Origin of the sequence: Pleurocapsa sp. CCALA 161 (assembly GCF_003003995.1) — a bacterium.
Lineage (GTDB): Bacteria > Cyanobacteriota > Cyanobacteriia > Cyanobacteriales > Xenococcaceae > Waterburya.
The window spans coordinates 1-26,499 of sequence record NZ_PVWF01000071.1 but is presented as its reverse complement, the minus strand read 5'-3'; the positions used below and the strand labels follow the sequence as shown (position 1 = coordinate 26,499).

Sequence of the window (26,499 nt, the reverse complement as noted above, 5' to 3'; positions counted from 1 at the left end):
TTACTTGTTACTTGTTACTTGTTACTTGTTACTTGTTACTTGTTACTTGTTACTTGTTACTTGTTACTTGTTACTTGTTACTTGCTACTCATTACTCATTACTCATTACTCATTACTCATTACCCATTACTCAATTTTTCAAATAACCTTTAGGAAACGGATTTAGTATTAGTAGCCAGTTATTTTTCTTTGCACCCCGACAAAAATTTAATGCACTTTGCGATTGAGTATATCGGTAGGTCGATTGACCAAAAATTCATATGGCACTCTCAAGGCACTACGTACAGCAGATTGCCATCTATCCACATTGTAATGAGATTTTCTGGGAGAAACCTGCTCAAAATAGTCTGAATGTAAAGTAAAGCCAAAATTAATTGACGGCATTTTAAGTTTAGCAACAGGACCTTGGCTAAGATTATCAGCAGCAAAGAGCCAAACTTGAGTACCTTGTGGACCTAAGATAGTGGTAAAAATATAGCCATGTTTGTCTTGGGGAACAAATTGAATACTATCGAAAATATGCTCATCAGGGCAGACATAAAAATCGATCAGTTCTTTTCCTAAATTAAACACGGGGGTATCAGGATTTTTTTCCTGTTCTGTTTTAATCTGCTGGGTAAGTTCTGCCCAATTTTGATCTAGAGGGATTTTTGCCAAGACTGAAGGAAGATCCTGTTGAGAAAGTTGCTCATCTGTAAGAATTCTATTTTCATGGTCGCGGAAACTCAAATATTGACGGCGACAGATTAAATCTTGGTGATATCCTCCATAAGCTTGGTAGATAGCTGAATATCCTTGAGGGGCAAAAAGCTCTCTGGGATCGGCAGTATGCAACATAGTTGAAAACCAGCCTGGATGGATGAAGGCTTCTTGGCTAATTACCTGAGCATGTTTAGCATCGTTTTGAATTACAACCTTACGTAGTACTCCAGGATCGAAGGCAAACATCCAAGGTATACCATGATATTCTTGCGGATAGCGATCGCCACTAAAATGCTTGACATCATAGGGTTTGATTGCTTCACTGACACTAATGGTTGCTTGCTGTACGGCAACTAAATTGACTTTTCCGTTACTGTCGTGCTTGTAATCGCATAAAAAGTGGTAGCTGTCCCCTTCAAAAGTGATTAGCCGTGATGGAACAGATTCTAGATCTGGTTTGAGATCTTGGCGGTTGACCAAATAAACTTGCGTTTTGGGATAAGTTTGTTGAGGCGCAACTTTGATACCCAACAAAGTTGCCATGCCGATCTGAAACGGCATATCGGGAATCATAATCAATTCTTCCGTCACTATTGCTGTATGAGGGCTACCATCTAGAACCGTTCCTTCTAATTCCCAATGCTTTAAACTGCCTTCGCCATCCCAACGAGTAATATAAACCGCACTCAGCATATCGGTAAATAATTTCCCTGGACGGAGTGTCGACTTTAATTCGCAGGTAATTAGTTCCTGGGTATTATCATCGTAAAAAGGATGGGCAGTATTTGCCACCAACGGAAAAAGTGAGAGAGGAATAGAGATGATATGTTCGTCAAAATAGCCTATGGGGGTGATAGTTTCTAGGCTAAGGGGATCTACTTCCCAATAACGTCCTGCATCTGCGGTCAGAATTAGTCTACCATCCATGTTGACCATTCCTGTATTAGCTATCTCGGCGACCCCAATTAAACCAAGTCGGGCAGGAAAGAAAGCTTCTGGCAATATTTCGCTGATGGGCGATTGGATTGAATGCCAAAAGCTATCCCAAGTATTTAATTTTTGGCGCTGAACTCGAATTTTTCCCTCTTGAGGCTGGAGATCCCACCTGATAATTACCCCTTCTCCAGCAAATAAATGGCGATCGGTTGGACGGTGACAGGGAGCAACGATAAAAATATGACCTGCTAAATTATCTGCCCAATCTCCTTCAATCTGAAGATCCTCACACAAATTACTGGAATTAGTAAAATTACGAAACTCGTTAACATCAACTGACATAACAGATACTCCTAAAATCTCGGCAATTTAAGCTGTCAAAAACCTGCATGGTGCTGGTTAAATATGTGCATCAAGCTGTATTTATGCTGTTTGTCATGTCATTTTGAAATTTAATCGTTACTGCTATTTAAATTTGAGTCTGAAATTTTATCTTAGTTTTACTTTTCTCTGCCGAACTCATAAAACTCATAAAAAAACTCATATTATGGCAATTGCAGCATGACTAAATCATTACGTAATTAAGCTAAATAGTACTGTAGCGTATGCGTCTCTTTGAGCATCGACATTAGCCTTAAATCAAGTCGGTAATCACTAGCTTTAGTGACGTTACTATCTGCATCGCTTTTCCTTTAAAATAGGAAAGTTATGATAATTACACTAAAGCAGTTACTAATCAATCACGGAGTTGATTAAATTTATGGCATTAATAGTTAGTAGTCTTGTTAGCTTTCTCCAAATTTACTGGATCTTGCTAATTGTGAGAATTTTGCTATCTTGGTTTCAGACAGCAGAATGGGCAGGACAGATTATTTCCTTCCTCTCTCCTGTTACCGACCCTTATCTCAATATATTCCGTTCAATTATTCCACCTTTAGGCGGAATTGATATTTCAGCAATTTTGGCACTGATTCTTTTACAGTTTGTCCAAAGTTCACTCACATCCTTTGCTGCTGCCAGTATGGCAGGCGGATTTTATAGCTAATTTTCGTTGTTTTGGTTGTCAAAATCGTCGTAATAGTAGGGACGGACTTTTTCTGCAAACCCAGACGCTTTGAAGTTTTTCAATTTCAAAGGAGTTGGTTGGTTTGCAGGGACACTGACTCTAAATGCAAAATTGCTCACACCAGGGGGTACTTCCTCGATTGTGCCAATCCGCCCTCGATTCTCAAAGGTTGAGTTGTCATTCGCGTCATAAATCCGTCCAAAAACATCAGCATCTACTACAGTTTTTCCTGAAATGTTTTTCGCTTTACCCTTAATAATGTAACAACTAGCTGGACGCAGATCGCCACTAGCAACGCTACCATCGGCTTCATCTCCCGCACATGGCTCGTAAGAAAGATTGCTAAGACTAATTGAAGTCATTGCTGTTGCGGGGGGGGTTATTACGCAGCTACCCAACCATAAGGAAATGGAAATCAGTAGTCCTGTTAGAAATCGAATCATAGGTAATATGTGTATCTATAGATTTAAACATTTGATTTAATCTTTTTACAATACCTGCGCTCTTAGCCACGCTACAGGAAGAGATAAAGTTTTCTTTGGTTTAGAGACAAAAGCCCGCTGATTAAAAACATCATAGTTATTTGCCTCAATCTCATCGAGAATACCTTGATAAAGCATTAAAGAAGCCCAAACTGGTAATCGTGAGTCGCGAATTAAGTAGCGAATACCTGCTTCGGCTCGTTGATAGTACTCTCTTGCTCTTTTGATTTGAAACTTCATCACTGCCTTCCAACGCTCGTCTACCACTCCTGCTAGTAGATCTTGCTCTGTATAGTTGAAAGCATGAAGATCTTCAATCGGGAGATAAATGCGATCGCGCTGGAGATCTTCCCCTACATCTCGCAAAATGTTGGTTAGCTGCATTGCTATCCCTAAAGCGATCGCTTCTTCGGTAGGAACATAAATTGGCTTTTCTTTTTCCCACGGCACACCATTAGCATCGACACCAATACCTAAAACAGCATTGGACATTAAGCCTACTGTGCCAGCAACACGGTAACAATATAGCTTAAGCTCCTCAAAACTTTGATAGCGATTACGCAACAAATCCATTCTCTGTCCAGCAATCATGTCTCGAAAAGGTTGAATACCCATGGGATAATTTTGGATCGTATCAACCAGAGCAACATCAGTATCATCAATCGGATGTCCTGCAAAAACAGACTCAAGCTGATGCTCCCATTGCGCTAGAGTTTCTTTGGTGGTGTACTTAGCTTTAACGCCGTCAACTAGTTCATCAGTAAGACGACACCAGGCATAGATTGCCCAAATTGCCTTGCTTTTCTCTTTGGGCATCAGCAGAGTGCCAAGATAGAAGGTTTTAGCGTAATCTGCCGTGATTTGACGGCAAATCTCATAAGCCTCGTCTATTGAGACTAGTTGTTTTTTTGTTTCGGTTTTTGGTAATTGCAACATTCAGAAGCAAGCAGAAGTTACTGTCTTTTATTGAGCGGGGAATAGGGATAGTCTACGTTTTCTGCCCTATGTCACTTAGCATTGTCTCATCCTATTGCTACTAGAGACATATAACAAGCAACAAAAGTTAGATTTGTAGATTAAGTAAATTAAATGGCGACGGCTGGGGCTTTATTATCCACCTGGGTTAAATTAGAATAATCAGCCGCGATCGCTTTGGCTGCTAGTTTACCAGAAAGTACAGCCCCTTCCATGCTCCCTAAGTATTCTTGCTTAGTAAAGCTTCCCGCTAAGTAAAAGTTATCTATAGGAGTTTTTTGCGTAGGTTTAACCGACTGCGTACCCGCTAAAGCGCGATAAACGGAGCGAGGTGTTTTAACTACCTTAGATTTAAGCAATTTTGCCTGATTATCTCCCCCAAAGTGTTGGGGAAACAGTTTTTTTAATTCTGCCATCGTGGCAGCAATAATTTCTTCATCAGACTTGGAAATCCAGTCTTTAGCAGGAGCTAAAACAAGTTCTAACATCGATTTATCAGGATCTGCATACTCTTTACAGGTGTTACTCATATCGGCATAGACACTCAGTAAAGGCGATCGCGAAAATAACAACTGGTCAATTTCGGTAATCTTGCGATTAAACCAGAGATGCAAATTAATTACTTCTACTCCTTCCAACTTACACATATCCTGGAAGAAAGTTTGTTCTTGCCAAGCTTTAGGGAGCAGAGGTTTCAGCGGATCGACAGGTATTGCCGAAACATAAGCATCCGCCGTAATTACCCGATCTTCTGCACCGTCTAAACCACGAATTAAATAGCCTTTGATTGTGCCATCTTCGTTGGTCATAATCTCCTTAATCGGCGTATTGAGATGTACTTCTCCACCTCTTTCCGTAATATAGTCAACCATTGGTTGACACAATCTCTCGGTAGGAGAGCCATCTAGAAAAGCCACTTTTGAACCATAACGCTCCTTCAAAAAACGGTTAATGGCAGTTAGAGGAATAGTAGCGGAAACATCTTCAGGATTGATAAAGGTTAAGGCTTTAGATGCAGCAATAAAAATATCGCTATTAACTCGCTCATCAATACCCTGCTGTTCTAACCAAGCCAATAAGTCATATTGATCCATATTCTCCACATACTGCTGTCCCCGCACAATAGCAGGCAACAAACCTATAGCAAACTTAAACTTCTGTGTCCAAGTCAACATATCGTTGTTACGAATAATCGACACAATAACGTTAAAAGGAGCAGGAATATCGGGAACATCGAAACGAGAATATGTCCCTGGTTTCTCTGGCTGGTTGAAGATTAAAGTATGTTCTTTCCACTGCAATCTGTCTTCAATACCCAACTCTTTAAACAGTTGAATCATATTGGGGTATGCCCCAAAAAAGACGTGTAAACCAGTTTCATACCAGTCTCCATCCTCATCCTTCCAAGCAGCGACTAAGCCACCTAAAACATCTCGACGTTCCAGGACAATCGGTTCATGTCCTTCATCTACCAAATACTTAGCGCAGGCTAATCCTGCCAATCCTGCTCCAGCGATCGCAACGCGCATTGATAAATACTAATCTCAAATAATGGTTTGCACAAAAGTCGGTATAATTTACGACTTAATTTAGTTATTATACTTTGCATTTCGTTACAAAAACCCAGATCGCTGAATAATTGCTAATTACTGTTCTAAAAGACTAGCTTTGCTTCGCTAATTTCTTTAATTCCTTTAGAGGTCTTGCGAGTCAGCGCTTCCTAAAACATACCGCTTTGCATATCCGCATCTACTGTCGAGGGGGAGGGCTTTGCCCCATGAACTGTTGTTTTAAAAAACTTCGCGTCTTATTTAGTTAGGCGATCGCCTAACTAAATAAGATTATTTTTGTAACTCAAAGCTAAAAGGCGATCTAAAAAAATATCACATAATATATTTGGCGATCTCAAATTGCTGATATTTGGTTGAAAAATTATATCTGTATTCGTAATATCGTAGAAAATACCTAATGTAGCATTAGACCTATCTTAAAAATAGACAGGTCTATTCTATAACTGTAAATAAATTATGAGCGCAATATGGTTAATTTAGGATTAAACTTTGCTGCATTACTAGGATTAATAAATATTTTAGGAGGAATTGTTTATTTTTTTTCAACTATTACCCAAATTATCAAGGGGGTTAGAAGCTCAACTTCTTCAGTCAATACAATATTAAAGATCTTAGAACTTACCTTTTGTCCCCCTGCCCTAATTTTATCAGGAGTTATTTTACTTTTTAATGGCTGGAGATTAGATCCAATATTGCTGTTTCAACAAGTATTAATAGAAATAATCATAATGATTTATGTTCTACAGCAAACTCCTCCTAAACACAACCGTCATATCATCACCACAGCCTTAAGCCAACTGTCAGACCTAAAGGTAGAAAAGTGATGGAGAAGAAAATAGCTACAATTAACAGAATTTTGAGAGATTTTTTATTTTATTGCCACAATAAAATGGTGATCGCCATTTTAAATTATTCCCCATACCAAAGTGACTCTATCTGCTCGATAATAGACTTTGCTTGAGTTAGTTCTTTTTCATCAAGAATCACCGTAACGTGACCCAATTTTCTCCCTGGACGAGATGTTTTGCCGTACCAATGCAAAAAAGAATTAGGGATTTGCAAAATTTGACTGCGTTTCTGTAAATAATCAGTATCAGATTCTTCAAAACCCAACAGATTAACCATAATCGCCCCTGCGGATTTCAATTCTGTTGAACCCAAAGGTAAACCCGTCAAAGCTTGCAGCTGCATCGTAAACTGAGAAGTCTCACAACCATCTAGGGTGTAGTGTCCTGAATTGTGGGTGCGGGGGGCGATTTCATTGACCAAGACTCGGTTGTCAGCAGTAAGAAAAAATTCAATGCCAAATACCCCAATTACTTCTAGCTTATCTAAAATAGTGTGGGCGATCGCCTTAACTTCTTCGGCTACTTTTTTCGGTACATCTGCGGGGGTAATTGTCCAATGACAGACTTGATTTTGCTGAAAAGTTTCGGTAACAGGATAAATAGCGATTTCCCCCGCTTCATTACGCGCAGCGATAATGCCTAATTCTCGTTCAAAAGGGACAAATTCTTCAACCAACAATTCCGTAACGGGAACAGTTTTAGCTAGCTGTTGTAAACATTCTAGGTCTTTAATAATAAAAGTTCCCTGTCCATCATAGCCATGACGACGAGCCTTTAAAACCAGAGGAAAACCATAGTCAGCAATCACTTGTTCCTGAGATGACCATAGGCTAAACTGCGGCACAGGCAAATTAACTTGCTGCAAAAAACTGCGCTGATGATACTTGTCTAGCAGGGGTTTCAGGGTATTCAAACTGGGCTTGAATACTTCTTTTAAGTTTAATTCCTGTAAACCTTTTAGATCAACAAATTCATTTTCAAAGGTAATCACATCACACATTTGCGCCATCTTATTGGTAGCGATCGCATCATCTACATTACCAATCACAAACTGTTTAGCGATCTTTACCGCAGGTTCAGTTTCGCTTTCAGCTTGGACAATCAAATCTATACTAAGTGCTGGTGCTTCTAAAGCCATCATCCAGGCTAACTGTCCGCCACCAATTACCCCAACGCGCTTGCCTACCATGTTTGTCTTAGCCTGTTTTTTAAAACCATTAACCATACTATCTAGTTATGGACAGGCATTATCAAGATTTTTTTAACCTTACAAAACAATTGTGTTGCAATTGTGTTGCATTTTATTCCGCAACATTTTTTAACAATACCTCAACAAAGTTTTAAACATCATCTAAAATCCACTCTGAATTGCGTTCCCCAAGATCGAGCTGAATACTAACGGCTTTGCCTAATCGGGGGCGATCGCGAGTCTTGTGAATATAAGACTGGATCTGCTCTACACTGTTCCAACCATTAATGTAAGTGGCGATCGCGTTAAGATTTTCAGCATACTCTTGTTCCGAGAGAGGAAAAGAGGCTTGTTCCAAGTATTTCCACATTACCTGGACATAAATCTTGCCTTTAATCTTTCTAAGCTGCATATCATAAGAACAGCCCCACTTTGCTAACAAAAGTTGGTGTAATTGTTCGCCTGTCATGATGTTTTTACTAATAAACCAGTTGACCTTGAGTGGAATCGATCCTCAATCTCTGTAATAATTTAATACATTGGTTCATATTGCGTTTCACCAATGGTCAGATCAGAGTTTTGTTGGATTTTGCTTAACCCTAAAACTCTAGTAGACTATAAAGTTAGACTCGCAACTGTTAACTTTTTAAGGCGGAGAAGATTATAAAATTCTTTGGCAGAGAAGATTTTTCTACATCTCCTAGTCATCCATATCTAAGTTTACAAAGTTTACAAGAAACATACAATTTATCTATAGCTATGGCTCAATCTTCTAGTTCTAATATCCCTAATATGGTTGACGAAAACGTCCCCGATTTAGGGCGTAGACAATTCATGAATTTGCTCACCTTCGGCTCAATCACAGGAGTGGCCTTGGGTGCTTTATATCCAGTAGTAAAATATTTTATCCCCAACACTGGTGGAGGTAGTGCTGCTGGTGTGACGGCAAAGGATGCTTTGGGTAACGATATTATCGTGAGTGAATTTATCGCCACACATCAACCAGGCGATCGCACTTTAGCACAGGGTTTAAAAGGCGATCCCACCTATATTGTGGTAGAAGGGGATTCTACTTTGCGCAACTACGGTATTAATGCCGTCTGTACTCACTTGGGTTGTGTAGTTCCTTGGAATGCCAGCGAAAACAAATTTATGTGTCCTTGTCATGGTTCTCAGTATGACGAGACAGGTAAAGTGGTTCGAGGTCCAGCACCTCTATCCCTAGCATTAGCCAAAGCGCAAGAACAAGACGACAAACTAATCTTTAGTCAGTGGACAGAGACTGATTTCCGAACTGGCGATAAGCCTTACTGGGCATAATAAAGTGAGGGATGGAGAAAAATCTCTCGTCGTCAACTGAATCTGGATAAATTCCCCATATTAATCATATAGTTAATCTTTTTGAGATTGTTGATCTAACAAATGAGAACATTGAAACCATTGGTATTATTAAAGTTTGCCAAGGACATAATTACTAAAACTACCGTAGTGGCGATCGCTACTGTGGCTATTTTCCTAACCAGCGATCTTGCTGTATCCCAATCCGCTGCTGCATATCCTTTTTGGGCGCAACAAACTGCCCCTGAAACTCCCAGAGAAGCTACTGGCAGAATCGTCTGTGCTAACTGTCACCTAGCCGAAAAAGCAGCAGAAGTCGAAATACCCCAGTCTGTCCTACCCGATACCGTATTTGAAGCTGTAGTAAAAATTCCCTACGACTTAGCTAGTCAACAGGTGTTGGGCGACGGTTCTAAAGGCGGTTTAAATGTCGGTGCAGTGTTAATGCTGCCTGAAGGCTTTAAAATTGCCCCTGAAGACCGTATTCCCGAAGAAATGAAGGAGAAAACAGGCGGAGTATACTTCCAAGAATATAAAGAAGGTGCAGATAACGTAGTCATTGTTGGACCTTTACCTGGCGAACAGTATCAAGAAATTACTTTTCCCGTACTTTCTCCTAATCCTAAAACCGACAAAAATATCAACTTTGGGAAGTATCCCGTTCATCTAGGCGCTAACCGAGGACGCGGACAAATCTATCCTACTGGTGAAGCAAGTAACAATAATGCCGTTAAGGCTTCTGTTGCAGGTACAATCGCTGCAATTACTCCTCAAGAAGCTGGTGGTTATGAAGTGGCAATCAACACTGAAGATGGGACAACAACCGACAAGATCCCTGCTGGGCCTGAATTAATCGTTGCAGAAGGGCAACAGGTTGCTGCTGGTGAAGCTCTAACTACTAATCCCAATGTTGGTGGCTTTGGTCAGAAAGATACAGAAGTAGTGCTGCAAAGCCCTGCGCGCATCGGTGGCTTGATGGCTTTCGTGGGCGGAATTATGATTTGCCAAATCATGCTGGTATTGAAGAAGAAGCAAGTAGAAAGAGTTCAAGCAGCCGAAATGAATTTCTAACATTAAGCTTAAGTGCTTAAGTATTAAGTAACATTAAGACAGGTTAGTACCTGTCTTTTTTATTGGCTCAAAACTACAAGCGATCGCCTAATTAACTTTCTTTCATTTAGTACATAGTTCTTAATAAATCCCCCTTCCAAGACCGAAACGTTTTAATCTAAAAGCTGAAGTATAAGTAAACAACTAATTAAAAATAAACATGAGTGTAACGGCAAGTGGTGGCAGTTCATTAGCCCGTCCTCAACTCTATAAAACCGTAGCGGTGTCGGCAATCTTGCAGGCAGAACAACAAGACCGCTATTTAGAACAGGGCGAACTCAAAGAATTAACAGCATATTATAAATCTGGTTTTCAACGTATCAACATCGCTCAGACAATCACCAACAATGCGGACATTATTGTCTCTAGGGCAGCAAATCGCATTTTTACTGGTGGTTCTCCCATGTCTTATTTGGAGAAGCCTGCTGAGATTGAAGAAATGGCTTTAGCAACCCCAAGTGGCAACACCAACGTTCCTGGTGAGTTGATAGTCGAGCAAAAAGATAATAAAAATAACACAAATCTATTCGGCGCTTTTAAATCTCTATTTGTAGGGGGAGCAGGAGCAGTTCCCGCAGGTTTTAGACCGATCAACGTATCTCAGTATGGACCAAGCAATATGCAGAAATCTCTGCGAGATATGGCTTGGTTCTTGCGCTATATCAGCTATGCCATTGTCGCAGGCGACCCCAATATTCTGGTCGTAAACATCAGAGGACTGCGAGAAATCATTGAGCGAGCCTGCTCTACTGCTGCAACAATCGTAGCGTTGCAGGAAATGCGTGCTGCAACTAAGGATTATTTCCGCAAAGATCAAGATGCTAGCGGTCTGGTTGAGCAATATTTTACCCTTGCCATTAAGGAATTTGAAGCTCCTACTCCTTCAGATAAATTGCGTCAGCGCTCTTCTTCTGATTTGCAAGGTTTGCAGCTGCCTCAAAGCTACTTTAATGCTTCAGAAGGTCGTCAAAAATTTGTGATGAAAACTGGCTTGTCTACTCTAGAGAAGCAGTCGGTAATTAAAGCAGCTTACAGACAAATTTTTGAGCGCGATATTACCCGCGCTTATGGTCAGTCTATTTCTTATCTTGAGTCTCAGGTGAAAAATGGCGACATCTCGATGAAAGAGTTTGTCCGTCGCCTCTGTAAATCCGAACTTTACCGCAAGCAGTTTTTTGAGCCGTTTATCAACAGTCGCGCTTTAGAACTAGCTTTTCGTCATATTCTGGGTCGTGGTCCTTCCTCTCGTGAAGAAGTCCAAGATTATTTTTCCATTGTTTCGGCAAAAGGATTATCAGGATTAGTTGATGCTTTAGTTGATTCTCAAGAATATGCTGATTACTTCGGTGAAGAAACCGTTCCCTATCTTCGAGGCTTGGGTCAAGAAGCTCAGGAATGTCGTAACTGGGGGATGCAGCAAGACCTACTGAACTACAGCGCACCTTTCCGCAAAGTACCTCAGTTTGTGACTACTTTTGCCCGCTATGATCGTCCTTTACCAGACCAGCACGTTTATGGTTCAGGTAACGATCCGCTAGAAATTCAGTTTGGCGCAATCTTCCCTAAAGCAACTCGCAATCCTAGCAGTAGTCCTGCGCCATTCAATAAAGACACTAAACGTCTTTTGATTCATCGTGGCGCAGGTATTAACAACCAAAACAGCAATCCTGCTGCTAGACCTGAATCACCTGGATCTTTAGGGGCAAAAGTATTCCGTCTCAACAATCAATTACCAGGAGCAAACAACCAGAGCAGCGTTAACTTTGCGGAAAATTCCACTCAAGCTGTAATTCGAGCTTGCTATCGCCAGGTATTTGGTCGAGATGTATATCAAGGTCAGGAAGTAAAGCTTGCTGAAATCAAGCTGGAGAACGGCGATATAACTCTACGGGAGTTTATTCGTGCCTTGGCTAAGTCGGATACTTTCCGTAATTTGTATTGGACATCATTGTATGTAGTCAAAGCGGTGGAATACATTCACCGTCGTCTCTTGGGTCGTCCCACCTATGGTCGTCAGGAAATAAACAAGTATTTTGATATTTGTTCTAAGCAAGGGTTCTACGCGCTAGTTGATGCGATCATTGATTCCCCTGAATACTCAGAAGCCTTTGGTGACGATACTGTTCCCTATGAGCGTTATCTCACTGCTGGCGGTTTGCAACTACGCAAATCACGTCCTGGCGCTATCGAAGAAGGTATCGGCGCAAAAGTTGAGCAAAATACAACACCTCGTTTTGTCGAGTTAGGTCAGATTAGCTCTTTCCGCACTGCTCCTGAAGTCCAGCAGAAAATAGCCCAAGGGGTTAGCGCCCAGCGAATACAAAGCAAGGTATTCAAGCTTACTACTACCGTAGATAAAGTAGCGTTGAAAAATGTGGTTAGGGCTGCTTATCGCCAAGTATTTGAGCGAGATATCGATCCTTACGTAGTCCAGACTCAATTTTCCGCTTTAGAAAGCCGTTTGGGTAACGGGGAAATTAATCTCAAAGAATTTATTGAAGGTTTAGGTTGTTCTGAGCTATATCTCAAAGAATTCTATACTCCTTATCCCAATACTAAGGCAATTGAACTAGGGACCAAACATTTCCTAGGACGTGCGCCAGTTAACCAAAAAGAAATTCAGAAATACAACAAAATTCTGGCTTCTCAAGGACTAAAAGCCTTTATTGGAGCAATGGTTAACAGTATGGAGTATGTCCAGGTATTTGGTGAGGATACTGTGCCTTACCGTCGTTTCCCCACTCTCCCTGCTGCTAATTTCCCTAACACAGAGAAGCTCTATAATCGCTTGACGAAGCAGAATGACGAAATCGTTGTGCCTAGCTTTGATACGGTTAAAGCAACTTCGAGATAGTAGGAAATAGCATTTAGCAAGTAATGAGACAATAAGACAAGACTGCTAAGGCGATCGCTTTGTGTCGTCTTGTCTTTAATTTAGATGAAATGCTTTTTTGGGCAACAAATTCTCTAAAACTATCTCCAGAATTTAGAGTGGCTTTATCTTCAGCGATAAAGTTAACTTCTGGTGGCTAATTACCAAGAAATACAACATTAAATTCTGTTAAGGAAAGAGAATTAACTGCAACAAAATATTGGATTATAGTTACGTTGGCAATTGCTACAGCAAGAATCTAGTCAACTCGAATTAACAGCCCTGAATACTACGAAGCATTTTAGGAACAGTTTACTTGGAGTAATCAAAACAGCTTAAAGTTGTAGAAACATTATTTTAGGTAAAGGTTTGTTGACAAGTTGGCGGTTGGTGGCAGATTAGTTTGGACAAGTTGCAATACTAATTTGTAGCAGAAAGCTAGAAACTAGGTGGCAAAACAGAGTAATCTATAAACTAGGAGGATATCAGGAGCGAGATTTAGGTGGTAGAAAACCAACCTAATTCAAGGGGTGTTGTGTCAGTTTTTTTTCTCGTCATCCTGACGAATTAAAGAGCGATTAAATAACAGCAACAAGCTAACTGAGGATTCTTTAAAAATCAAAGCTACCGATAAAAAGGTAATTTATTCATTAATTTCATAATCATTGGGAGGAATCCATCGATGAGTATAGTCACGAAATCCATCGTGAATGCAGATGCTGAGGCTCGTTACTTGAGTCCTGGTGAACTAGACAGAATTAAATCTTTTGTCACTAGTGGTGAAAGCCGTTTACGTATTGCTCAAACTCTAACTGAGTCTCGTGAGCGTATTGTTAAGCAAGCTGGCGATCAACTTTTTCAAAAACGTCCTGACGTTGTTTCTCCTGGCGGCAACGCTTACGGCGAAGAAATGACTGCAACTTGTTTGCGTGACATGGATTACTACTTACGCCTAATTACTTACGGTGTAGTAGCTGGCGACACAACTCCAATCGAAGAAATTGGTTTAGTTGGTGCTAAAGAGATGTACAAGTCTTTAGGTACTGACGTTGGTGCAATGGCTCAAAGTATCCGCGAAATGAAAAACGTAGCTACTTCAATGATGTCTGGTGATGACACCTCTGAAGCCGCTTCCTACTTCGATTACGTAATCGGAGCTATGCAGTAGTAGGCAATGCCTGGCTACTAAAATATAACTAGTAACAAATTTTTCAAAAACACACTAACTTATCAGTGTTAAACAGTTTAAGACTCGGTAAGATAAGGAAATAAAACTATGCAAGACGCAATTACCTCTGTAATTAATTCGGCTGACGTACAAGGCAGATACCTCGATGGTGCTGCGATGGACAAGCTCAAAAGCTATTTTCAAACTGGTCAATTAAGAGTTCGTGCTGCTAGCGTAATTAGTGCTAATGCAGCTAGCATCGTTAAAGAAGCAGTAGCAAAATCCTTGCTCTATTCTGATGTAACTCGTCCTGGTGGCAACATGTACACTACTCGTCGCTATGCGGCTTGTATTCGTGACCTTGACTACTATCTTCGCTATTCTACTTACGCTATGTTAGCTGGAGATCCCTCCATCCTAGATGAGCGAGTATTGAACGGCTTGAAAGAAACTTATAATTCTTTAGGAGTTCCTGTTTCTTCTACTGTTCAAGCAATTCAAGCGATGAAAGAAGTAACTGCAAGCTTAGTTGGCGCTGATGCTGGCAAAGAAATGGGCGTTTACTTCGACTACATCTGCTCTGGCTTAAGCTAAGCTAGTTTAGAGATCACAAGGCTAGTCGTTTAAAATAGCGATTAGACGACCTCCACGCTTCGCTATCGCACAGATTCGGAAGTCTAGAGTGAGTGCTAGTTCCAACAAAGCTTAGTTTTTCGATCGCAAAGAAAAAGTAAGTTGAGGCGAGATCTAGTATTGACTTCTGACTCCCGAATTTTGGTATTTGGGCAATGTTTAAAGCAGAAGCTAGTTTTGTTTAAACAAGACTAATCAGCTAATTGCTGAAGTAGCAAATTTACTACAGGAAAATTTAACTTTTTTTATTTAATCAGGAGAAATTATCTCATGCGTATGTTTAAGGTGACGGCTTGTGTTCCCAGTCAGACCAGAATTCGCACTCAACGAGAATTACAAAACACTTTTTTCACGAAGCTTGTACCCTACGATAACTGGTTTCGCGAGCAGCAACGGATTATGAAAATGGGCGGTAAAATTATTAAAGTTGAGTTAGCCACTGGTAAGCAAGGTATGAATACAGGCTTATCTTAAAATTGCCCTCAATTATATTTGAGTTCGAAGGGGTCTAGCTGACCTCTTTTTTGTTGATCTAAAACTTTAATGTTGCGATCGCGCCACTGAAAAATTATACTTTGTAAGATAATCAAGCTAAACTTTTGAGGCTCTTAGTTGTCCACAGGCCGCGTCTGCTTCCAAGCCACGAGAGTAACGTACGCTGACGGCTATGTTTGCCTGTTCAAGAACATTGGCGAATTCTCTAATGCGATGATTTCTGGGTCTTTGATAGTCAACTTCGGAAATAGGATTATAGGGAATTAGGTTAACGTGGGTTTGAAACCCTTTTAAGCAGTGAGTTAATTCTTTCGCGTTTTCAGGTAGATCGTTGACTCCTGCTAGCAAGACATATTCAAACGTAACTCTTCTGCCAGTTACCTGGACATAATCTCGACACTCATCTAACAAATGGTCTAAAGTATATTTTTTAGCACTGGGAATTAATTGTTCTCGCAAAGCTTGATTAGAGGCATGAAGACTAACTGCTAAGACAATTTGCAGTCTATATTGTGCTAGCTGCTGAATTTTGCCAGGAATACCCACTGTAGATACTGTAAGCGATCGCGCGCCAATTCCTACATCTTGGTTGAGAGACTTCACTGCCGACACAACCTCATCCAGATTTGCCATGGGTTCTCCCATACCCATAAATACGACATTGCTTACTCTTTGCTCAAAATCCTCTTGTACCGTCAATACCTGATCGATAATTTCGTGCGCCTTAAGATTACGGGTAAAACCACCTTTGCCCGTAGCGCAGAAATCACAATCCATGGGACAACCAACTTGAGAAGAAACGCACACCGTTAGTCTTTTGCTAGTAGGAATGCCGACAGCTTCAATAATCAAGCCATCCGCCAGACGCAGTAAATACTTACGAGTTTGATCTGGTGCAACACTGCGATAATGAATTGTCGAACGTCCTAGAGGATAGTCTGCCATTTTTGAGCGCCATTGCTTCGGGAAAACCGAAATATCTAGAAGCGATCGCGCTCCTTTTTGATATAACCATTGATATAGTTGTTTACCTCTGTAGCCTGGTTGTCCTTGTTCTTGTATCCAGGTGGTCAACTCCTCTAAAGATTTCCCCAAAAGAACTTGATTAGTACTTGATTGCTTGATTGTTTGTAGCGTCATTGTGTTTTATGTGTCGAGCAAAATGTAAGATTAGCTACTGAAGATTTTCTATCATTGGTTGCTGGTTATCAGTAGCAATCTCTAAACATCTATAATTTTCCTATTAATTCTACAGCTAATCCCACACCGCAAAATTAATCATTGTCTAAGTATATACAACAAAATTTGAATAATTTGAGTTTTACTGACTCAGAGCTTGATAACTTAATCTAAGTTACTACTCAAAAAATTAAAGTTTGGTTGCCAACGATATTTATTTAGGTCAATTTTGCCACTTTTGTTAAACTCAATTCCTTCTTCTTCTAACAAAACTTTTTGCAAATAATCGCCACCCTGACGTTGTAAAGAATAAGATATTTCTCCTTGAGCATTAATTACTCGATGCCAGGGAATATCATCCTCTATTTGGACTCTAAATAAGGCATATCCTACTAAACGAGCTTTGCCATATAGTCCAGAGAAATCGGCAATTTGTCCGTAAGTAGCCACTTTACCCCAAGGTATTTGGCGTACGGTAGTATAAATGCGATCGTAGTTGGACATTGCTCAACTTGTTAAACTCTATCCTATTGTAAGAGGCTTTCAATCCTGCAAAATCTGCCCCAATCACGACAACTTTTGGCAGTTTTTTGGCTAATTTAGCAATCGCTCTGAATTTTTTTGACCATCCACACTTAATGCTCCCGCACCTGCATAAATAACCATCAATAATCCACCAATCAAACCAATGTTTTTCAAAAAGTCGTTGATTTGACTGGGATCGGCAAGCGGATTATGAAATAATAAAGAAGCGGGTATCAAGAAAATGATTAGTAAAATTGAACCAATCTTAGTTTGATAACCTAACAATAAAGAGACAGAGCCTAATAGTTGAAAAAATACTGTTCCTGCTGCCAATAGGCTAGGCAAAGGCAATCCTTGACTGCTGATAGTTTCCACTAATCCGCTGAAAGCTGTAATGTGGCTGATTCCCGCTTTAAAAAAAATTAGACACAGGCAGATACGAGCTGCTAATGCTATGTATTCCATCAGCATAATTCCTTGGGCAATAAATCAATAAATATTTACAATCTACCAAATTACCCTCACCATTGAGAGAGATTAGTAAAGCAAATAATTAATGCTACTATTCTTTTGTCCAGTCAGGACAAGTGCTGTCTTCGTATCCATGAGGATGCATAGCGCAAACTAAAAGATTGCCGTTATAAACTTGTCCATGATAGTTAGCACAATTAATGCAAGCAGGATGACTTTTAGCCGAGGGAGTATGATAACTAACGCTGGTAAAATCATCATCTACAAAATTATCCCACTCGTTAGATAGAGCAGCATCTATTTCATCACTGGTGGTAACGATCACATCTACGAAGTTATGAATAAAGTCTTCAACTTCGTCGGCCCAGTCTGTCGAAAACTGTGCTAAAAAAGAGCCGACATTTTCAGCCACTTCATCTACTAGCAACTCGGTAGTTTCTCCTACCTCCGTCAAAAACCCCTCCATCTCTGCTGCGGTTTTTTCAATCTGTTTCCACCACTCATTTTGCCAATTATTCATAAATTAACCTTGTTAACAGATATCATCTAGTCTAACTAAATAGTGATCTTACATTTCTTTTTTGAGCCGACGTAACTCTTGTTGAAGAAACTGCACTTGCTGACGTAGATCATCTCCATCAGCATTGGAGCGAGGAGATCTTTCTCTATTAGCTGCTGGAGGAGTAGATTCCTCATCGACATCGACAATCTCAATGCGACGCGGTTCTCTTTCAGTTGTCGAATTGTGACTTGATACAGTGCCTTGTGCCTGTTCCATCAAATCATCAACAAATTTACGCGCCTCTTCCGTACTCATCTCGCCTCGTTCAGCCATTTCTTCTGCCAGCTTTTGAGCTTGAACTCTCAAATCTTTGACTGTGTCGCTGGCTTTTTCTTGGGCATAGGAGGCAAAACCAACTCCCATATAAAAAGCTTTCTTGGCAATATCTTCAAAATTAGCCATTGATCTTCTTCCGATTTCGCTATGGTCTAATCCTAGTGTATATCATCTGAAAAATTGATAAATTACGGTTCAAAGTGTGGAATTCCCTATTCAAGACTTAAGTGCAGGATAAATAATTAAACACCAACAAAATTTGTAGCTTGAAAACCTATTTTTAGGGCGGGAGAATTGGGTTTGAGTCGAAAATCTCCTCGTTCTGGGGCAACAAACATGGGATCGGCAATTATTGAATGAGCATCCCTCCCTCTTCTTTGCCACTCTTGCCAAGATAATCCACCGAACCTAATCGGGCGATCGCTATCATACCAATAAAGATTACGATTAAAGACATAATGTCCATCTGCCCATTTACCTGCTAGTAGATCGCCTTGATGCCAATAAATAATATTATTTTCTAAAGTAAAACTTTTATACTCTTTATCCTCTAGAGAATTTTCTTTTAAAGTACGCTCAAGCTGAGATAGTTCGCCAAAAGCAAAAATATTATTGCGCACGATATTATCTCTCCCTTGGTGTAAGTGAAATCCTCCCGTTCTGGTTCGGTACACGGTGTTATTTTCAACTATAATTTGCGAACTTCCCTCATCGAGATAAATTCCCCAACCACCAAAGTTATAAGCTTGGATATCGTGGATTAAATTTGAGCGAATTTTCGTCCCTGGTTGAACCCCCAAGGTGTAGATACCTCCGTTATCGTTGAGCAGAGGAAGATCGCTATCAGCAAGTTTACCGAGATCGTGAATGTGATTGAATTCAATTAAATTATTCTCTGTGGGATTATCGGCACTACCCCAAGTCCAACCCACAGAAATGCCAGAGTAGTGAAAATGATGAATGTGATTATGGGCGACTAGATTATTAGCGGCACTGCCGATCCAAATTGCCACAGCAGCGTGAAAAATCAGTCCGCCATTGTAGATATGACAACCGATAATTTGATGATTGCCATAATTAGCAATTTTGATTGCCCCCGCACCCAAGTCAAAAAATTGACATTCAAGGATTTTATTATTTAGACAAACATCAGCAAAATCGATCCCATAATTGCTAATATGAGCGATCGCGCATTGTTTCCAAGTACAAAAACGAACTCGCTCGGCATAAATAGCCCCAGTCAGTCCTTTCACAGCAGCTTGTCCCAAACTACGCCGATCACCTTGGGAGTAATACCACTCTCCATGAGCAAAGGTTATATTTTCAAACCAAAGATATTCCACAAATTGCTCTGCTTGCCTTTCACCTGAGAGATCAACGAGTTTAGATAGAACAGGAGCAATTATCTCTGCTTGAGAAATTTCCTCTCCAGGTAAAGGAATATAATAGACCTGACCCGATTTTCGCTCTAAATACCATTCACCTGGATCGGTGAGAAATTCGCCAATGTTTTCTAGATAATAAATCCCTGCGGCTGAAGAATCAGAATCTCCTGGATCGATCCGATAGATACTGGGATGATCGAAAGAGATAATCTGACTGGCTTGGTCAATCTCCTTAATTGGCAAGCGAGACTCGACCCAACGGGTTATGATAATTGCTTCTCCTTCTTCTACTTCCTGCCATGGTTGTAAATCGCCTGGGCGAAACTTAAACCTAGTTTGCCCTTCTTGCCAAGGAGTATTTGGGGTGACATCTGGCGCTCGATCTACTTTCAAGTATCCTGTTTTCGGATAGCGACAACGTTGGGCGCGATCGCCATTGACCCACAGTTGATGAAATGACCATTGCTTAGTCTTAACTTCAGCAAGATTGGTTGTCCAGACTGTTTGATCATTTAAAGTGGCTATTTGCCAATTTTTGATCATGCGTCCACCACTGATAATCGGTTTTTCTTGTTCGTAAGCTTTGTAAGTAATCAGAAAATCTTTTGTTCCAGAATCTTCTGTCGTCAAGCTGAGGGGTTCTGGCAGAAAATATGTCCCTCCTCGCAGGAAGACTGTTACTGGTTGTTTAATCCCGCCCTGTTGCTGTTTTAATTCACGAATCGCATCCCGCGCCCTAGTAATGGTGGCAAAAGCTCCATCTCCTGCTTGAATAGCTGGTTGTTTTCCAGTCCAGGCATCGTTACCCTGGGGAGAGACATAGAAAACAATTTCGGGAAATTCTAAAGATTCTGGAGCTTTCTGATTAGCGGCGGAACTATCTTGGGTATTTGCCACAATTAAGGCAATTATTGTCGGCGAAACAGAAACTAACCAACCTAATCCGAGCCAATTTAAAAAAGTACGACGATTCATGGAAATTTTGCTCTGCAATTTTACTTTTTAGTCTTGGTTTGCCCTGTTAAAACTATAGAAGGATTAAAATAATCTGACAATTATGCTAATCTGTGAGATAACCTACTGGACATCATCGTTTCGTTTAAACTAAGCAAAGAATAGTGAATCTTTTATTTGCAAGATTTTTAAGAGCAGTCTATCGTAAAGAACCTGTATCTGGCTTTATTCTCATTTTAGGAGTGACCGATGCTCTCATTGGCGGTCTAGGAGGACGCGAAAGTTTGCTGTCTGTCGGTTTATTGATTGCCTTATTAGGGGCTGTAATGCGCTGGCGACAGGGAGAAAAGAAATCAAAAGCGATCGCCACTGAAACCGTTAGATACTATCTGCCCCCAGGTTCAACCCGTCAACCATTACCCCTCTTAACTCCTCCCAACAAAAGATCTAGATAACTGTGCAAGATAGCTAAGTATGGCGATGGAGAATGTCGAACAGAAACATCCCCAAAATCAGAAGGATCGCCTAACGGTCGATCATTTATTAGCAGTATCAACAGACCCTGGCGATCGCGAGTTGGTAGAATTAGCTCGTCTAATCATTCGCTATCGTGACTTTCCAGGCGCGCGTGATATTCAGCGGGATTTAAAAGTGGCGTTGAATAATTGGCAATTAACGGAAGAAAAACTTTACCTTAAAACCAGAGCCATCCACGCCAAGGGGACGGTATATCGCCGCACCGCAACAGGAGAAACCCAGGATTGGACTTGAACAATGAGCAGTAATTAGTACAAGCGTAGGGTGGGCATTAAAAATAATCGAAATCAAGAGTGATCGTTCTTGACAATGCCCACCAGTCAATCGGTAATCAGTAATTAGTAATCATTTTAAGGCGATCGCCTGTCCCGCTAACCAAGATGTTGTCCAGGCGCTTTGAAAGTTAAACCCTCCTGTTACCCCGTCAATATTAAGTATTTCTCCTGAAAAGTAGAGTCCAGGACATTTTTTGCTTTCCATGTTTTTAAAATTGACTTTTTTGAGGCTTACCCCGCCACAGGTGACAAACTCATCTTTAAAAGCGCCTTTGCCAGTAATTTCATATTGTCCCTGAACAATTTCTGTCACTAATTTATTTAGCTCTTTTTTGCTGATTTCCGACCACACTTTGTCAGGTTTGATTTCGGCATAGTTAATTAAGCTCTGCCAAAGGCGCTTGGGCAATTCTACAGGACAATAGTTAACGATTTTTTTCTGCGGATTAGTTTGTTTTAAGGCGGTTAGTAGCTGTTTTAAGTCTTCCTGGTTAAATTCTGGTAGCCAATTGATTTGTAATGGAGAATTATATTTAAAATCGAATAAGGATCTTGCTCCCCAGGCTGATAATTTGAGAATCGCTGGGCCACTTACACCCCAATGGGTAATTAGCAACGCGCCTGTTTGTTCGAGCTTATTTTTACCCGTTCCGAGCTTAACTTGGGCATTACTCACACTAACCCCAGCTAAACCCTGTAAACGTGAATCTCTCAGATTAAAGGTGAACAAAGAAGGTACAGCAGACTCTATTTTGTGTCCTAAGTTTTTTGCCCAGCGGTAGCCTAATGGATTGCTACCTGTGGCGATTAACAGGCGATCGCATTTCATGACTCGCTCATTTTTTAATTCAACCTGAAAATAGCTTGCTCCGCGCTCATCTTGATACTGTTTAACTGTCTTGACTCCCACCCCTGTTAGTAGATCGACTTTTGCCTTATTTGCCGCGTGCATTAGGCAATTGATAATCGTCTCTGAACTATCGGTAATAGGGAACATTCTGCCATCAGCTTCGGTTTTGAGCTTTACTCCTCGGGATTCGTACCATTCCACAGTATCTTGAGGTTGAAAACGAGAAAATGCTCCCCGCAAAGCTTTCCCACCACGAGGATAATTTTCTACTAAACGAGCAGGTTCAAAACAGTGATGAGTCACGTTACACCTGCCACCCCCAGAGATGCGTACTTTAGCTAGAGGTTTGCTTCCAGCTTCAATTAAGGTGACTTTAAGTTGAGGATTGGCTGAACCACAGGCGATCGCGCCGAAAAATCCCGCAGCACCACCACCAATTACAATTACGTTCAAATTTTCTGATTAATATCTAATATCTTCTGGTTTTTAAAATCCCCCAGGTTAAACCTGAGATGACCATAGTCATTAATAATATTGTAATTACTCCTCCTGAGATAAAAGTAATCATACCGATCCCACGCAGGACATATAGAGTCACAAAACCTAATAGGGAAATAATAAATATGTTGAGCAACATTGATACTATAATTTTTAGATTTAATTTATGACTAAATGTTATGTCATTTAAACTGTTGATCGGCAAATAGATTTTTGGACATCAATGATTAATTGACCACGCCGACTATTTTTAAATAGTCTCTAAGCTTTATAAATGTTGACATTTTCTAGGTCTAGACAAAAAATTAACTCTTCTTTACTAAACAAAAATTTTTATTCTCGATCTTGATACTTTGACACAAGAGTTAGCAGACCATATGGCAATGTATTTGAGCGGTAGGGCGATCGCCACAGGTATTTATACTCGATCTGGGCTTTAATTCGATCTTGAAAGCCGTTGTCAAAGATAGCGTCAAGTATTATCAATCCACAAACCTTCCATAAACCTTGATGGCTCGTTTATTTGACTAATATTTTCTTAATCTATTAGGTCAAATTAGTTTTTGTGTTTTGTCCATATTTATATATTTATAATACATAAAATACATTTTAAATAGTAATATTGATATTTATCAGGTTATAAAACCAAATTTGACTATAAAAAAGCTTTTAGCAATATAATCCTTAGAATATTACCTACTTTATAAGATGAAACAACTTTGTTTTCGGGATTAATTGCTTGATAATTGCAAATATAGACGTAACGCAAATACAACTAGCGTCGCCATTATTAATCTCAAATAAATTCTCGTATACAAACTTAGAGGACAACAACGTGGGGCAGATTAGATTAGCAGTTTATGGCAAAGGTGGAATCGGTAAGTCCACAACTAGCTGCAACATTTCCGCAGCTTTAGCAAAAAGAGGTAAAAAAGTCTTACAAATCGGTTGCGATCCTAAACACGATAGTACTTTTACCCTGACAGGATTTCTTATTCCCACCATTATCGATACACTTCAGGAAAAAGACTTTCACTACGAAGATATTTGGCCTGAAGATGTAATTTATGAAGGCTACGGTGGTGTTAGCTGCGTAGAAGCTGGTGGGCCTCCTGCGGGTGCTGGCTGCGGTGGCTACGTTGTGGGCGAAACGGTTAAGCTACTCAAAGAATTAAATGCTTTTGATGAATATGATGTCATCTTGTTTGATGTTCTAGGTGATGTCGTATGTGGTGGTTTTGCTGCACCTCTAAACTATGCTGACTACTGCATGATTGTTACCGATAACGGTTTTGATGCTCTGTTTGCAGCTAATCGGATTGCAGCTTCGGTGAGAGAAAAAGCTCGGACTCATTCCTTAAGATTGGCGGGTTTAATTGGTAATCGTACTTCTAAACGTGACTTAATTGACAAGTATATCGAGCATGTACCAATGCCTGTTTTAGAGATCTTGCCTTTGATTGAAGATATTCGCGTTTCCCGTGTTAAAGGCAAAACCCTATTTGAAATGGCAGAAAGCGATCCTTCCCTCAACTATGTCTGCGACTACTATCTCAGTATTGCCGACCAGGTTTTGGCTGCACCAGAAGGAGTTGTCCCCAATGAAGCTCAAGATCGAGATTTATTCTCCTTATTGTCTGATTACTATTTAAATCCTCCCGTAGCTAAACCAGACAAAGAAGAAGAATTAGACATGATGATGGTTTAATCAATGAGCAGTGAACAATGAACAGTGAGCAATAGGTGATTGTTTATTAATCATAGAGATGCAATACGTATTGTGTCTCTATTTGTTGGAATTAAATAAGCAATTATCCTAAAAGATATGCGTAGCGGTATGCTTTAGCACTCGCTGTGCATCGTACTCGAATGGTTATACCTAAAGGATCGCCAAAAACAACAAATCAACAATTAAATTTTAGATTCACAATATTTAGACCAAGTTAGAGAGGAGATCAAAACATGACTGTTGCCCAAGATCAACCCAGTGCTTTAAATTTCGAGTGTGAAACAGGAAATTATCATACCTTTTGTCCCATTAGCTGTGTAGCCTGGCTATATCAGAAGATTGAAGATAGCTTTTTTCTAGTCATTGGTACTAAAACCTGTGGCTACTTCCTGCAAAATGCAATGGGAGTTATGATTTTCGCTGAACCTCGTTATGCGATGGCGGAATTAGAAGAGGGAGACATTTCTGCTAAGTTAAACGACTATGAAGAATTAAAGAGATTGTGTTTACAAATAAAACGCGATCGCAATCCTTCTGTAATTGTCTGGATTGGTACTTGTACCACCGAGATAATTAAAATGGATTTGGAAGGTTTAGCACCAAGATTAGAAGCAGAAATCGGTATTCCTATTGTTACCGCCCGTGCTAATGGTTTAGACTACGCCTTTACTCAAGGGGAAGATACTGTTCTCGCTTCTATGGCTCACAAATGTCCGACTAAAGCACCTAAGTTAGAAGCTGAGAAAAAAGAACGCAACGCTGTTTCTAGCCTGTTGAACTTCGGACGCAAAAAAGAAGATGTTACGCAACAAGAATCAGAATATAAAGACCACCAGCCCTTAGTCTTGTTCGGTTCATTACCCGATCCTGTAGTGACGAATCTTACCTTAGAACTGAAAAAGCAAGGAGTTAAAGTATCAGGATGGCTACCCTCCAAACGCTTTACCGAACTACCTGTAATTGAAGAAGGTTACTATGTGGCGGGGGTTAATCCTTTTCTTTCTCGTACTGCTACTACCCTGATGCGTCGCCGTAAAACCAAGCTAATCGGCGCACCTTTCCCGATTGGTCCTGATGGTACGAGGGCCTGGATTGAAAAGATCTGCTCTGTATTAAATATTGAACCTCAAGGACTAGAAGAAAGAGAGGCGAAGATTTGGGAAGGTCTAGAAGATTATCTTCAGTTAATTCGCGGTAAGTCTGTCTTCTTTATGGGGGATAACCTCTTAGAAGTTTCTTTGGCACGTTTTCTAATTCGTTGCGGGATGACCTGTCAGGAAATCGGTATTCCCTACATGGATAAACGTTATCAAAAAGCAGAACTAGAATTACTAGAAAAAACCTGCAAGGAAATGGGTGTACCTATTCCCACCATCGTGGAAAAACCTGATAACTATAACCAAATTCAACGCATTTACGCACAAAAACCCGACTTAGTAATTACGGGGATGGCACATGCTAACCCACTAGAAGCGAGAGGAATTAACACCAAGTGGTCAGTGGAATTTACCTTTGCCCAAATTCACGGCTTTACTAATGCACGGGATATTTTAGAGTTGGCTACTCGTCCGATGCGGAGAAATAATAACTTGAAGGAATTGGGGTGGGAGAAGTTAGTGAAAGAAGAAGCTAAAATTTAACTGATAAATTACAAACCAATAATTTAACTGTGGAGGCAATTATTTAATTGTCTCTATTTTTCATTTGGCAATACTTTCCTTCTTGAATGTTAATTTTAGTCCTGGTAAGTCAGCATCATAAAGCCTAGTTTTAATTTCTTGCTTTGCAGCTTGAAAAACGTGAGTTCGACGAAAAAATTAGAAACAAAGAAAGGCTGAGATGTAAACTCAGAATAAGCAAAAATACTGAGTAT

25 protein-coding genes are annotated in these 26,499 nt (G+C 40.2%); 12 read left to right on the top strand and 13 right to left on the bottom strand.

From position 1 onward, the window contains the following. Nucleotides 1-207: 207 nt before the first annotated feature. Nucleotides 208-1,980, bottom strand: a complete 1,773-nt coding sequence (locus C7B62_RS16470) for a carotenoid oxygenase family protein (RefSeq protein WP_106239014.1) — start codon at nucleotides 1,978-1,980, stop codon at nucleotides 208-210. A 418-nt stretch (nucleotides 1,981-2,398) separates the two neighbouring features. On the opposite strand from C7B62_RS16470, the gene C7B62_RS16465 reads away from it, so the two are divergent. Next, the gene (locus C7B62_RS16465; protein ID WP_106239011.1) at nucleotides 2,399-2,683 is read left to right on the top strand and encodes a YggT family protein; all 285 of its coding nucleotides are present in this window, start codon (nucleotides 2,399-2,401) and stop codon (nucleotides 2,681-2,683) included. On the opposite strand, the gene C7B62_RS16460 is transcribed toward C7B62_RS16465, so the two are convergent. The 3 genes from C7B62_RS16460 to pds form a co-directional block, all read right to left on the bottom strand. Further along, the gene (locus C7B62_RS16460) at nucleotides 2,680-3,147 is read right to left on the bottom strand and encodes a hypothetical protein (RefSeq protein ID WP_106239007.1); all 468 of its coding nucleotides are present in this window, start codon (nucleotides 3,145-3,147) and stop codon (nucleotides 2,680-2,682) included. The two genes, C7B62_RS16465 and C7B62_RS16460, sit on opposite strands and share 4 nt — an antisense overlap. A 45-nt stretch (nucleotides 3,148-3,192) precedes the next feature. Beyond that, entirely contained in the window at nucleotides 3,193-4,122 is a 930-nt protein-coding gene (gene crtB, locus C7B62_RS16455; RefSeq protein WP_106239004.1) for a 15-cis-phytoene synthase CrtB, read from the bottom strand. A gap of 149 nt (nucleotides 4,123-4,271) precedes the next feature. Beyond that, on the bottom strand, nucleotides 4,272-5,690 hold the full coding sequence (pds, locus tag C7B62_RS16450) for a 15-cis-phytoene desaturase (protein WP_106239001.1): 1,419 nt from the start codon (nucleotides 5,688-5,690) through the stop codon (nucleotides 4,272-4,274). A 509-nt stretch (nucleotides 5,691-6,199) separates the two neighbouring features. Between pds and C7B62_RS16445 the strand changes: the two genes are divergently transcribed. After that, a complete protein-coding gene (locus C7B62_RS16445; protein WP_106238999.1) occupies nucleotides 6,200-6,556 on the top strand; it encodes a Ycf66 family protein in 357 nt (118 codons plus the stop codon). An 85-nt stretch (nucleotides 6,557-6,641) separates the two neighbouring features. Here C7B62_RS16445 and C7B62_RS16440 read toward each other — a convergent pair whose 3' ends face one another. Both C7B62_RS16440 and C7B62_RS16435 read right to left on the bottom strand, forming a co-directional pair. After that, nucleotides 6,642-7,805, bottom strand: a complete 1,164-nt coding sequence (locus tag C7B62_RS16440) for a 5-(carboxyamino)imidazole ribonucleotide synthase (protein ID WP_233220005.1) — start codon at nucleotides 7,803-7,805, stop codon at nucleotides 6,642-6,644. A 115-nt stretch (nucleotides 7,806-7,920) separates the two neighbouring features. Further along, nucleotides 7,921-8,238, bottom strand: a complete 318-nt coding sequence (locus C7B62_RS16435; RefSeq protein WP_106238996.1) for a DUF3067 family protein — start codon at nucleotides 8,236-8,238, stop codon at nucleotides 7,921-7,923. A gap of 290 nt (nucleotides 8,239-8,528) precedes the next feature. On the opposite strand from C7B62_RS16435, the gene petC reads away from it, so the two are divergent. From petC to C7B62_RS16405, 6 genes are all read left to right on the top strand, one after another. Beyond that, nucleotides 8,529-9,089 carry a cytochrome b6-f complex iron-sulfur subunit gene (gene petC, locus C7B62_RS16430; protein WP_106238991.1) on the top strand — a complete coding sequence of 187 codons (561 nt, stop codon included), beginning with the start codon at nucleotides 8,529-8,531 and terminating at the stop codon, nucleotides 9,087-9,089. Nucleotides 9,090-9,191: 102 nt separating this feature from the next. After that, on the top strand, nucleotides 9,192-10,178 hold the full coding sequence (petA, locus tag C7B62_RS16425; protein ID WP_106238988.1) for a cytochrome f: 987 nt from the start codon (nucleotides 9,192-9,194) through the stop codon (nucleotides 10,176-10,178). Between the two features lie 199 nt (nucleotides 10,179-10,377). Then, on the top strand, nucleotides 10,378-13,071 hold the full coding sequence (locus tag C7B62_RS16420; protein ID WP_106238985.1) for a phycobilisome rod-core linker polypeptide: 2,694 nt from the start codon (nucleotides 10,378-10,380) through the stop codon (nucleotides 13,069-13,071). Between the two features lie 700 nt (nucleotides 13,072-13,771). Further along, the gene (locus C7B62_RS16415; RefSeq protein ID WP_106238982.1) at nucleotides 13,772-14,257 is read left to right on the top strand and encodes an allophycocyanin; all 486 of its coding nucleotides are present in this window, start codon (nucleotides 13,772-13,774) and stop codon (nucleotides 14,255-14,257) included. Between the two features lie 108 nt (nucleotides 14,258-14,365). Next, on the top strand, nucleotides 14,366-14,851 hold the full coding sequence (gene apcB, locus C7B62_RS16410) for an allophycocyanin subunit beta (RefSeq protein WP_106238979.1): 486 nt from the start codon (nucleotides 14,366-14,368) through the stop codon (nucleotides 14,849-14,851). A 309-nt stretch (nucleotides 14,852-15,160) separates the two neighbouring features. Then, nucleotides 15,161-15,364, top strand: a complete 204-nt coding sequence (locus tag C7B62_RS16405; RefSeq protein WP_106238976.1) for a phycobilisome linker polypeptide — start codon at nucleotides 15,161-15,163, stop codon at nucleotides 15,362-15,364. 117 nt (nucleotides 15,365-15,481) lie between these two features. Here the strand turns inward: C7B62_RS16405 and rlmN are convergent, their stop codons facing one another. The 6 genes from rlmN to C7B62_RS16375 form a co-directional block, all read right to left on the bottom strand. After that, nucleotides 15,482-16,525, bottom strand: a complete 1,044-nt coding sequence (gene rlmN / locus C7B62_RS16400; protein WP_106238974.1) for a 23S rRNA (adenine(2503)-C(2))-methyltransferase RlmN — start codon at nucleotides 16,523-16,525, stop codon at nucleotides 15,482-15,484. A gap of 204 nt (nucleotides 16,526-16,729) precedes the next feature. Then, complete coding sequence (locus C7B62_RS16395) at nucleotides 16,730-17,068, bottom strand: MGMT family protein (protein ID WP_106238971.1); 339 nt, start codon at nucleotides 17,066-17,068, stop codon at nucleotides 16,730-16,732. Nucleotides 17,069-17,158: 90 nt separating this feature from the next. Next, nucleotides 17,159-17,554 (bottom strand): DoxX family protein, encoded by a 396-nt coding sequence (locus C7B62_RS16390; protein WP_106239026.1) that lies wholly within the window; start codon nucleotides 17,552-17,554, stop codon nucleotides 17,159-17,161. A gap of 97 nt (nucleotides 17,555-17,651) precedes the next feature. Continuing rightward, a complete protein-coding gene (locus C7B62_RS16385) occupies nucleotides 17,652-18,080 on the bottom strand; it encodes a hypothetical protein (protein ID WP_106238968.1) in 429 nt (142 codons plus the stop codon). 48 nt (nucleotides 18,081-18,128) lie between these two features. Then, entirely contained in the window at nucleotides 18,129-18,524 is a 396-nt protein-coding gene (locus tag C7B62_RS16380; RefSeq protein ID WP_106238965.1) for a phasin family protein, read from the bottom strand. Between the two features lie 116 nt (nucleotides 18,525-18,640). Beyond that, nucleotides 18,641-20,758: a right-handed parallel beta-helix repeat-containing protein gene (locus C7B62_RS16375; protein WP_106238962.1), complete on the bottom strand. Its 2,118-nt coding sequence runs from the start codon at nucleotides 20,756-20,758 to the stop codon at nucleotides 18,641-18,643. A 143-nt stretch (nucleotides 20,759-20,901) separates the two neighbouring features. Between C7B62_RS16375 and C7B62_RS16370 the strand changes: the two genes are divergently transcribed. Both C7B62_RS16370 and C7B62_RS16365 read left to right on the top strand, forming a co-directional pair. Beyond that, nucleotides 20,902-21,192, top strand: coding sequence for a hypothetical protein (locus C7B62_RS16370; RefSeq protein ID WP_106238960.1), 291 nt, complete (start codon nucleotides 20,902-20,904; stop codon nucleotides 21,190-21,192). Nucleotides 21,193-21,211: 19 nt separating this feature from the next. Beyond that, nucleotides 21,212-21,508 carry a DUF3288 family protein gene (locus C7B62_RS16365; protein ID WP_233220004.1) on the top strand — a complete coding sequence of 99 codons (297 nt, stop codon included), beginning with the start codon at nucleotides 21,212-21,214 and terminating at the stop codon, nucleotides 21,506-21,508. A 111-nt stretch (nucleotides 21,509-21,619) separates the two neighbouring features. Here C7B62_RS16365 and C7B62_RS16360 read toward each other — a convergent pair whose 3' ends face one another. Beyond that, nucleotides 21,620-22,852, bottom strand: coding sequence for an NAD(P)/FAD-dependent oxidoreductase (locus C7B62_RS16360; protein ID WP_106238957.1), 1,233 nt, complete (start codon nucleotides 22,850-22,852; stop codon nucleotides 21,620-21,622). An 880-nt stretch (nucleotides 22,853-23,732) separates the two neighbouring features. Here C7B62_RS16360 and bchL point away from each other — a divergent pair. Both bchL and C7B62_RS16350 read left to right on the top strand, forming a co-directional pair. Then, the gene (gene bchL / locus C7B62_RS16355; RefSeq protein WP_255414037.1) at nucleotides 23,733-24,605 is read left to right on the top strand and encodes a ferredoxin:protochlorophyllide reductase (ATP-dependent) iron-sulfur ATP-binding protein; all 873 of its coding nucleotides are present in this window, start codon (nucleotides 23,733-23,735) and stop codon (nucleotides 24,603-24,605) included. A 254-nt stretch (nucleotides 24,606-24,859) separates the two neighbouring features. Continuing rightward, on the top strand, nucleotides 24,860-26,266 hold the full coding sequence (locus C7B62_RS16350; RefSeq protein ID WP_106238953.1) for a ferredoxin:protochlorophyllide reductase (ATP-dependent) subunit N: 1,407 nt from the start codon (nucleotides 24,860-24,862) through the stop codon (nucleotides 26,264-26,266). Nucleotides 26,267-26,499 lie beyond the last annotated feature (233 nt).

Excerpts from the sequence above, each read along its gene's own strand:
- C7B62_RS16445 (WP_106238999.1), top strand. The coding sequence starts at position 6,200 with ATGGTTAATTTAGGATTAAACTTTGCTGCATTACTAGGATTAATAAAT.
- pds (WP_106239001.1), bottom strand. The coding sequence starts at position 5,690 with ATGCGCGTTGCGATCGCTGGAGCAGGATTGGCAGGATTAGCCTGCGCT.
- crtB (WP_106239004.1), bottom strand. The coding sequence starts at position 4,122 with ATGTTGCAATTACCAAAAACCGAAACAAAAAAACAACTAGTCTCAATA.
- apcB (WP_106238979.1), top strand. The coding sequence starts at position 14,366 with ATGCAAGACGCAATTACCTCTGTAATTAATTCGGCTGACGTACAAGGC.
- C7B62_RS16470 (WP_106239014.1), bottom strand. The coding sequence starts at position 1,980 with ATGTCAGTTGATGTTAACGAGTTTCGTAATTTTACTAATTCCAGTAAT.
- C7B62_RS16365 (WP_233220004.1), top strand. The coding sequence starts at position 21,212 with ATGGCGATGGAGAATGTCGAACAGAAACATCCCCAAAATCAGAAGGAT.
- C7B62_RS16440 (WP_233220005.1), bottom strand. The coding sequence starts at position 7,805 with ATGGTTAATGGTTTTAAAAAACAGGCTAAGACAAACATGGTAGGCAAG.
- C7B62_RS16385 (WP_106238968.1), bottom strand. The coding sequence starts at position 18,080 with ATGAATAATTGGCAAAATGAGTGGTGGAAACAGATTGAAAAAACCGCA.
- C7B62_RS16380 (WP_106238965.1), bottom strand. The coding sequence starts at position 18,524 with ATGGCTAATTTTGAAGATATTGCCAAGAAAGCTTTTTATATGGGAGTT.
- C7B62_RS16435 (WP_106238996.1), bottom strand. The coding sequence starts at position 8,238 with ATGACAGGCGAACAATTACACCAACTTTTGTTAGCAAAGTGGGGCTGT.
- C7B62_RS16395 (WP_106238971.1), bottom strand. The coding sequence starts at position 17,068 with ATGTCCAACTACGATCGCATTTATACTACCGTACGCCAAATACCTTGG.
- C7B62_RS16405 (WP_106238976.1), top strand. The coding sequence starts at position 15,161 with ATGCGTATGTTTAAGGTGACGGCTTGTGTTCCCAGTCAGACCAGAATT.
- C7B62_RS16415 (WP_106238982.1), top strand. The coding sequence starts at position 13,772 with ATGAGTATAGTCACGAAATCCATCGTGAATGCAGATGCTGAGGCTCGT.
- C7B62_RS16460 (WP_106239007.1), bottom strand. The coding sequence starts at position 3,147 with ATGATTCGATTTCTAACAGGACTACTGATTTCCATTTCCTTATGGTTG.
- C7B62_RS16420 (WP_106238985.1), top strand. The coding sequence starts at position 10,378 with ATGAGTGTAACGGCAAGTGGTGGCAGTTCATTAGCCCGTCCTCAACTC.
- petA (WP_106238988.1), top strand. The coding sequence starts at position 9,192 with ATGAGAACATTGAAACCATTGGTATTATTAAAGTTTGCCAAGGACATA.
- C7B62_RS16350 (WP_106238953.1), top strand. The coding sequence starts at position 24,860 with ATGACTGTTGCCCAAGATCAACCCAGTGCTTTAAATTTCGAGTGTGAA.
- C7B62_RS16465 (WP_106239011.1), top strand. The coding sequence starts at position 2,399 with ATGGCATTAATAGTTAGTAGTCTTGTTAGCTTTCTCCAAATTTACTGG.
- C7B62_RS16390 (WP_106239026.1), bottom strand. The coding sequence starts at position 17,554 with ATGGAATACATAGCATTAGCAGCTCGTATCTGCCTGTGTCTAATTTTT.
- petC (WP_106238991.1), top strand. The coding sequence starts at position 8,529 with ATGGCTCAATCTTCTAGTTCTAATATCCCTAATATGGTTGACGAAAAC.
- C7B62_RS16375 (WP_106238962.1), bottom strand. The coding sequence starts at position 20,758 with ATGAATCGTCGTACTTTTTTAAATTGGCTCGGATTAGGTTGGTTAGTT.
- rlmN (WP_106238974.1), bottom strand. The coding sequence starts at position 16,525 with ATGACGCTACAAACAATCAAGCAATCAAGTACTAATCAAGTTCTTTTG.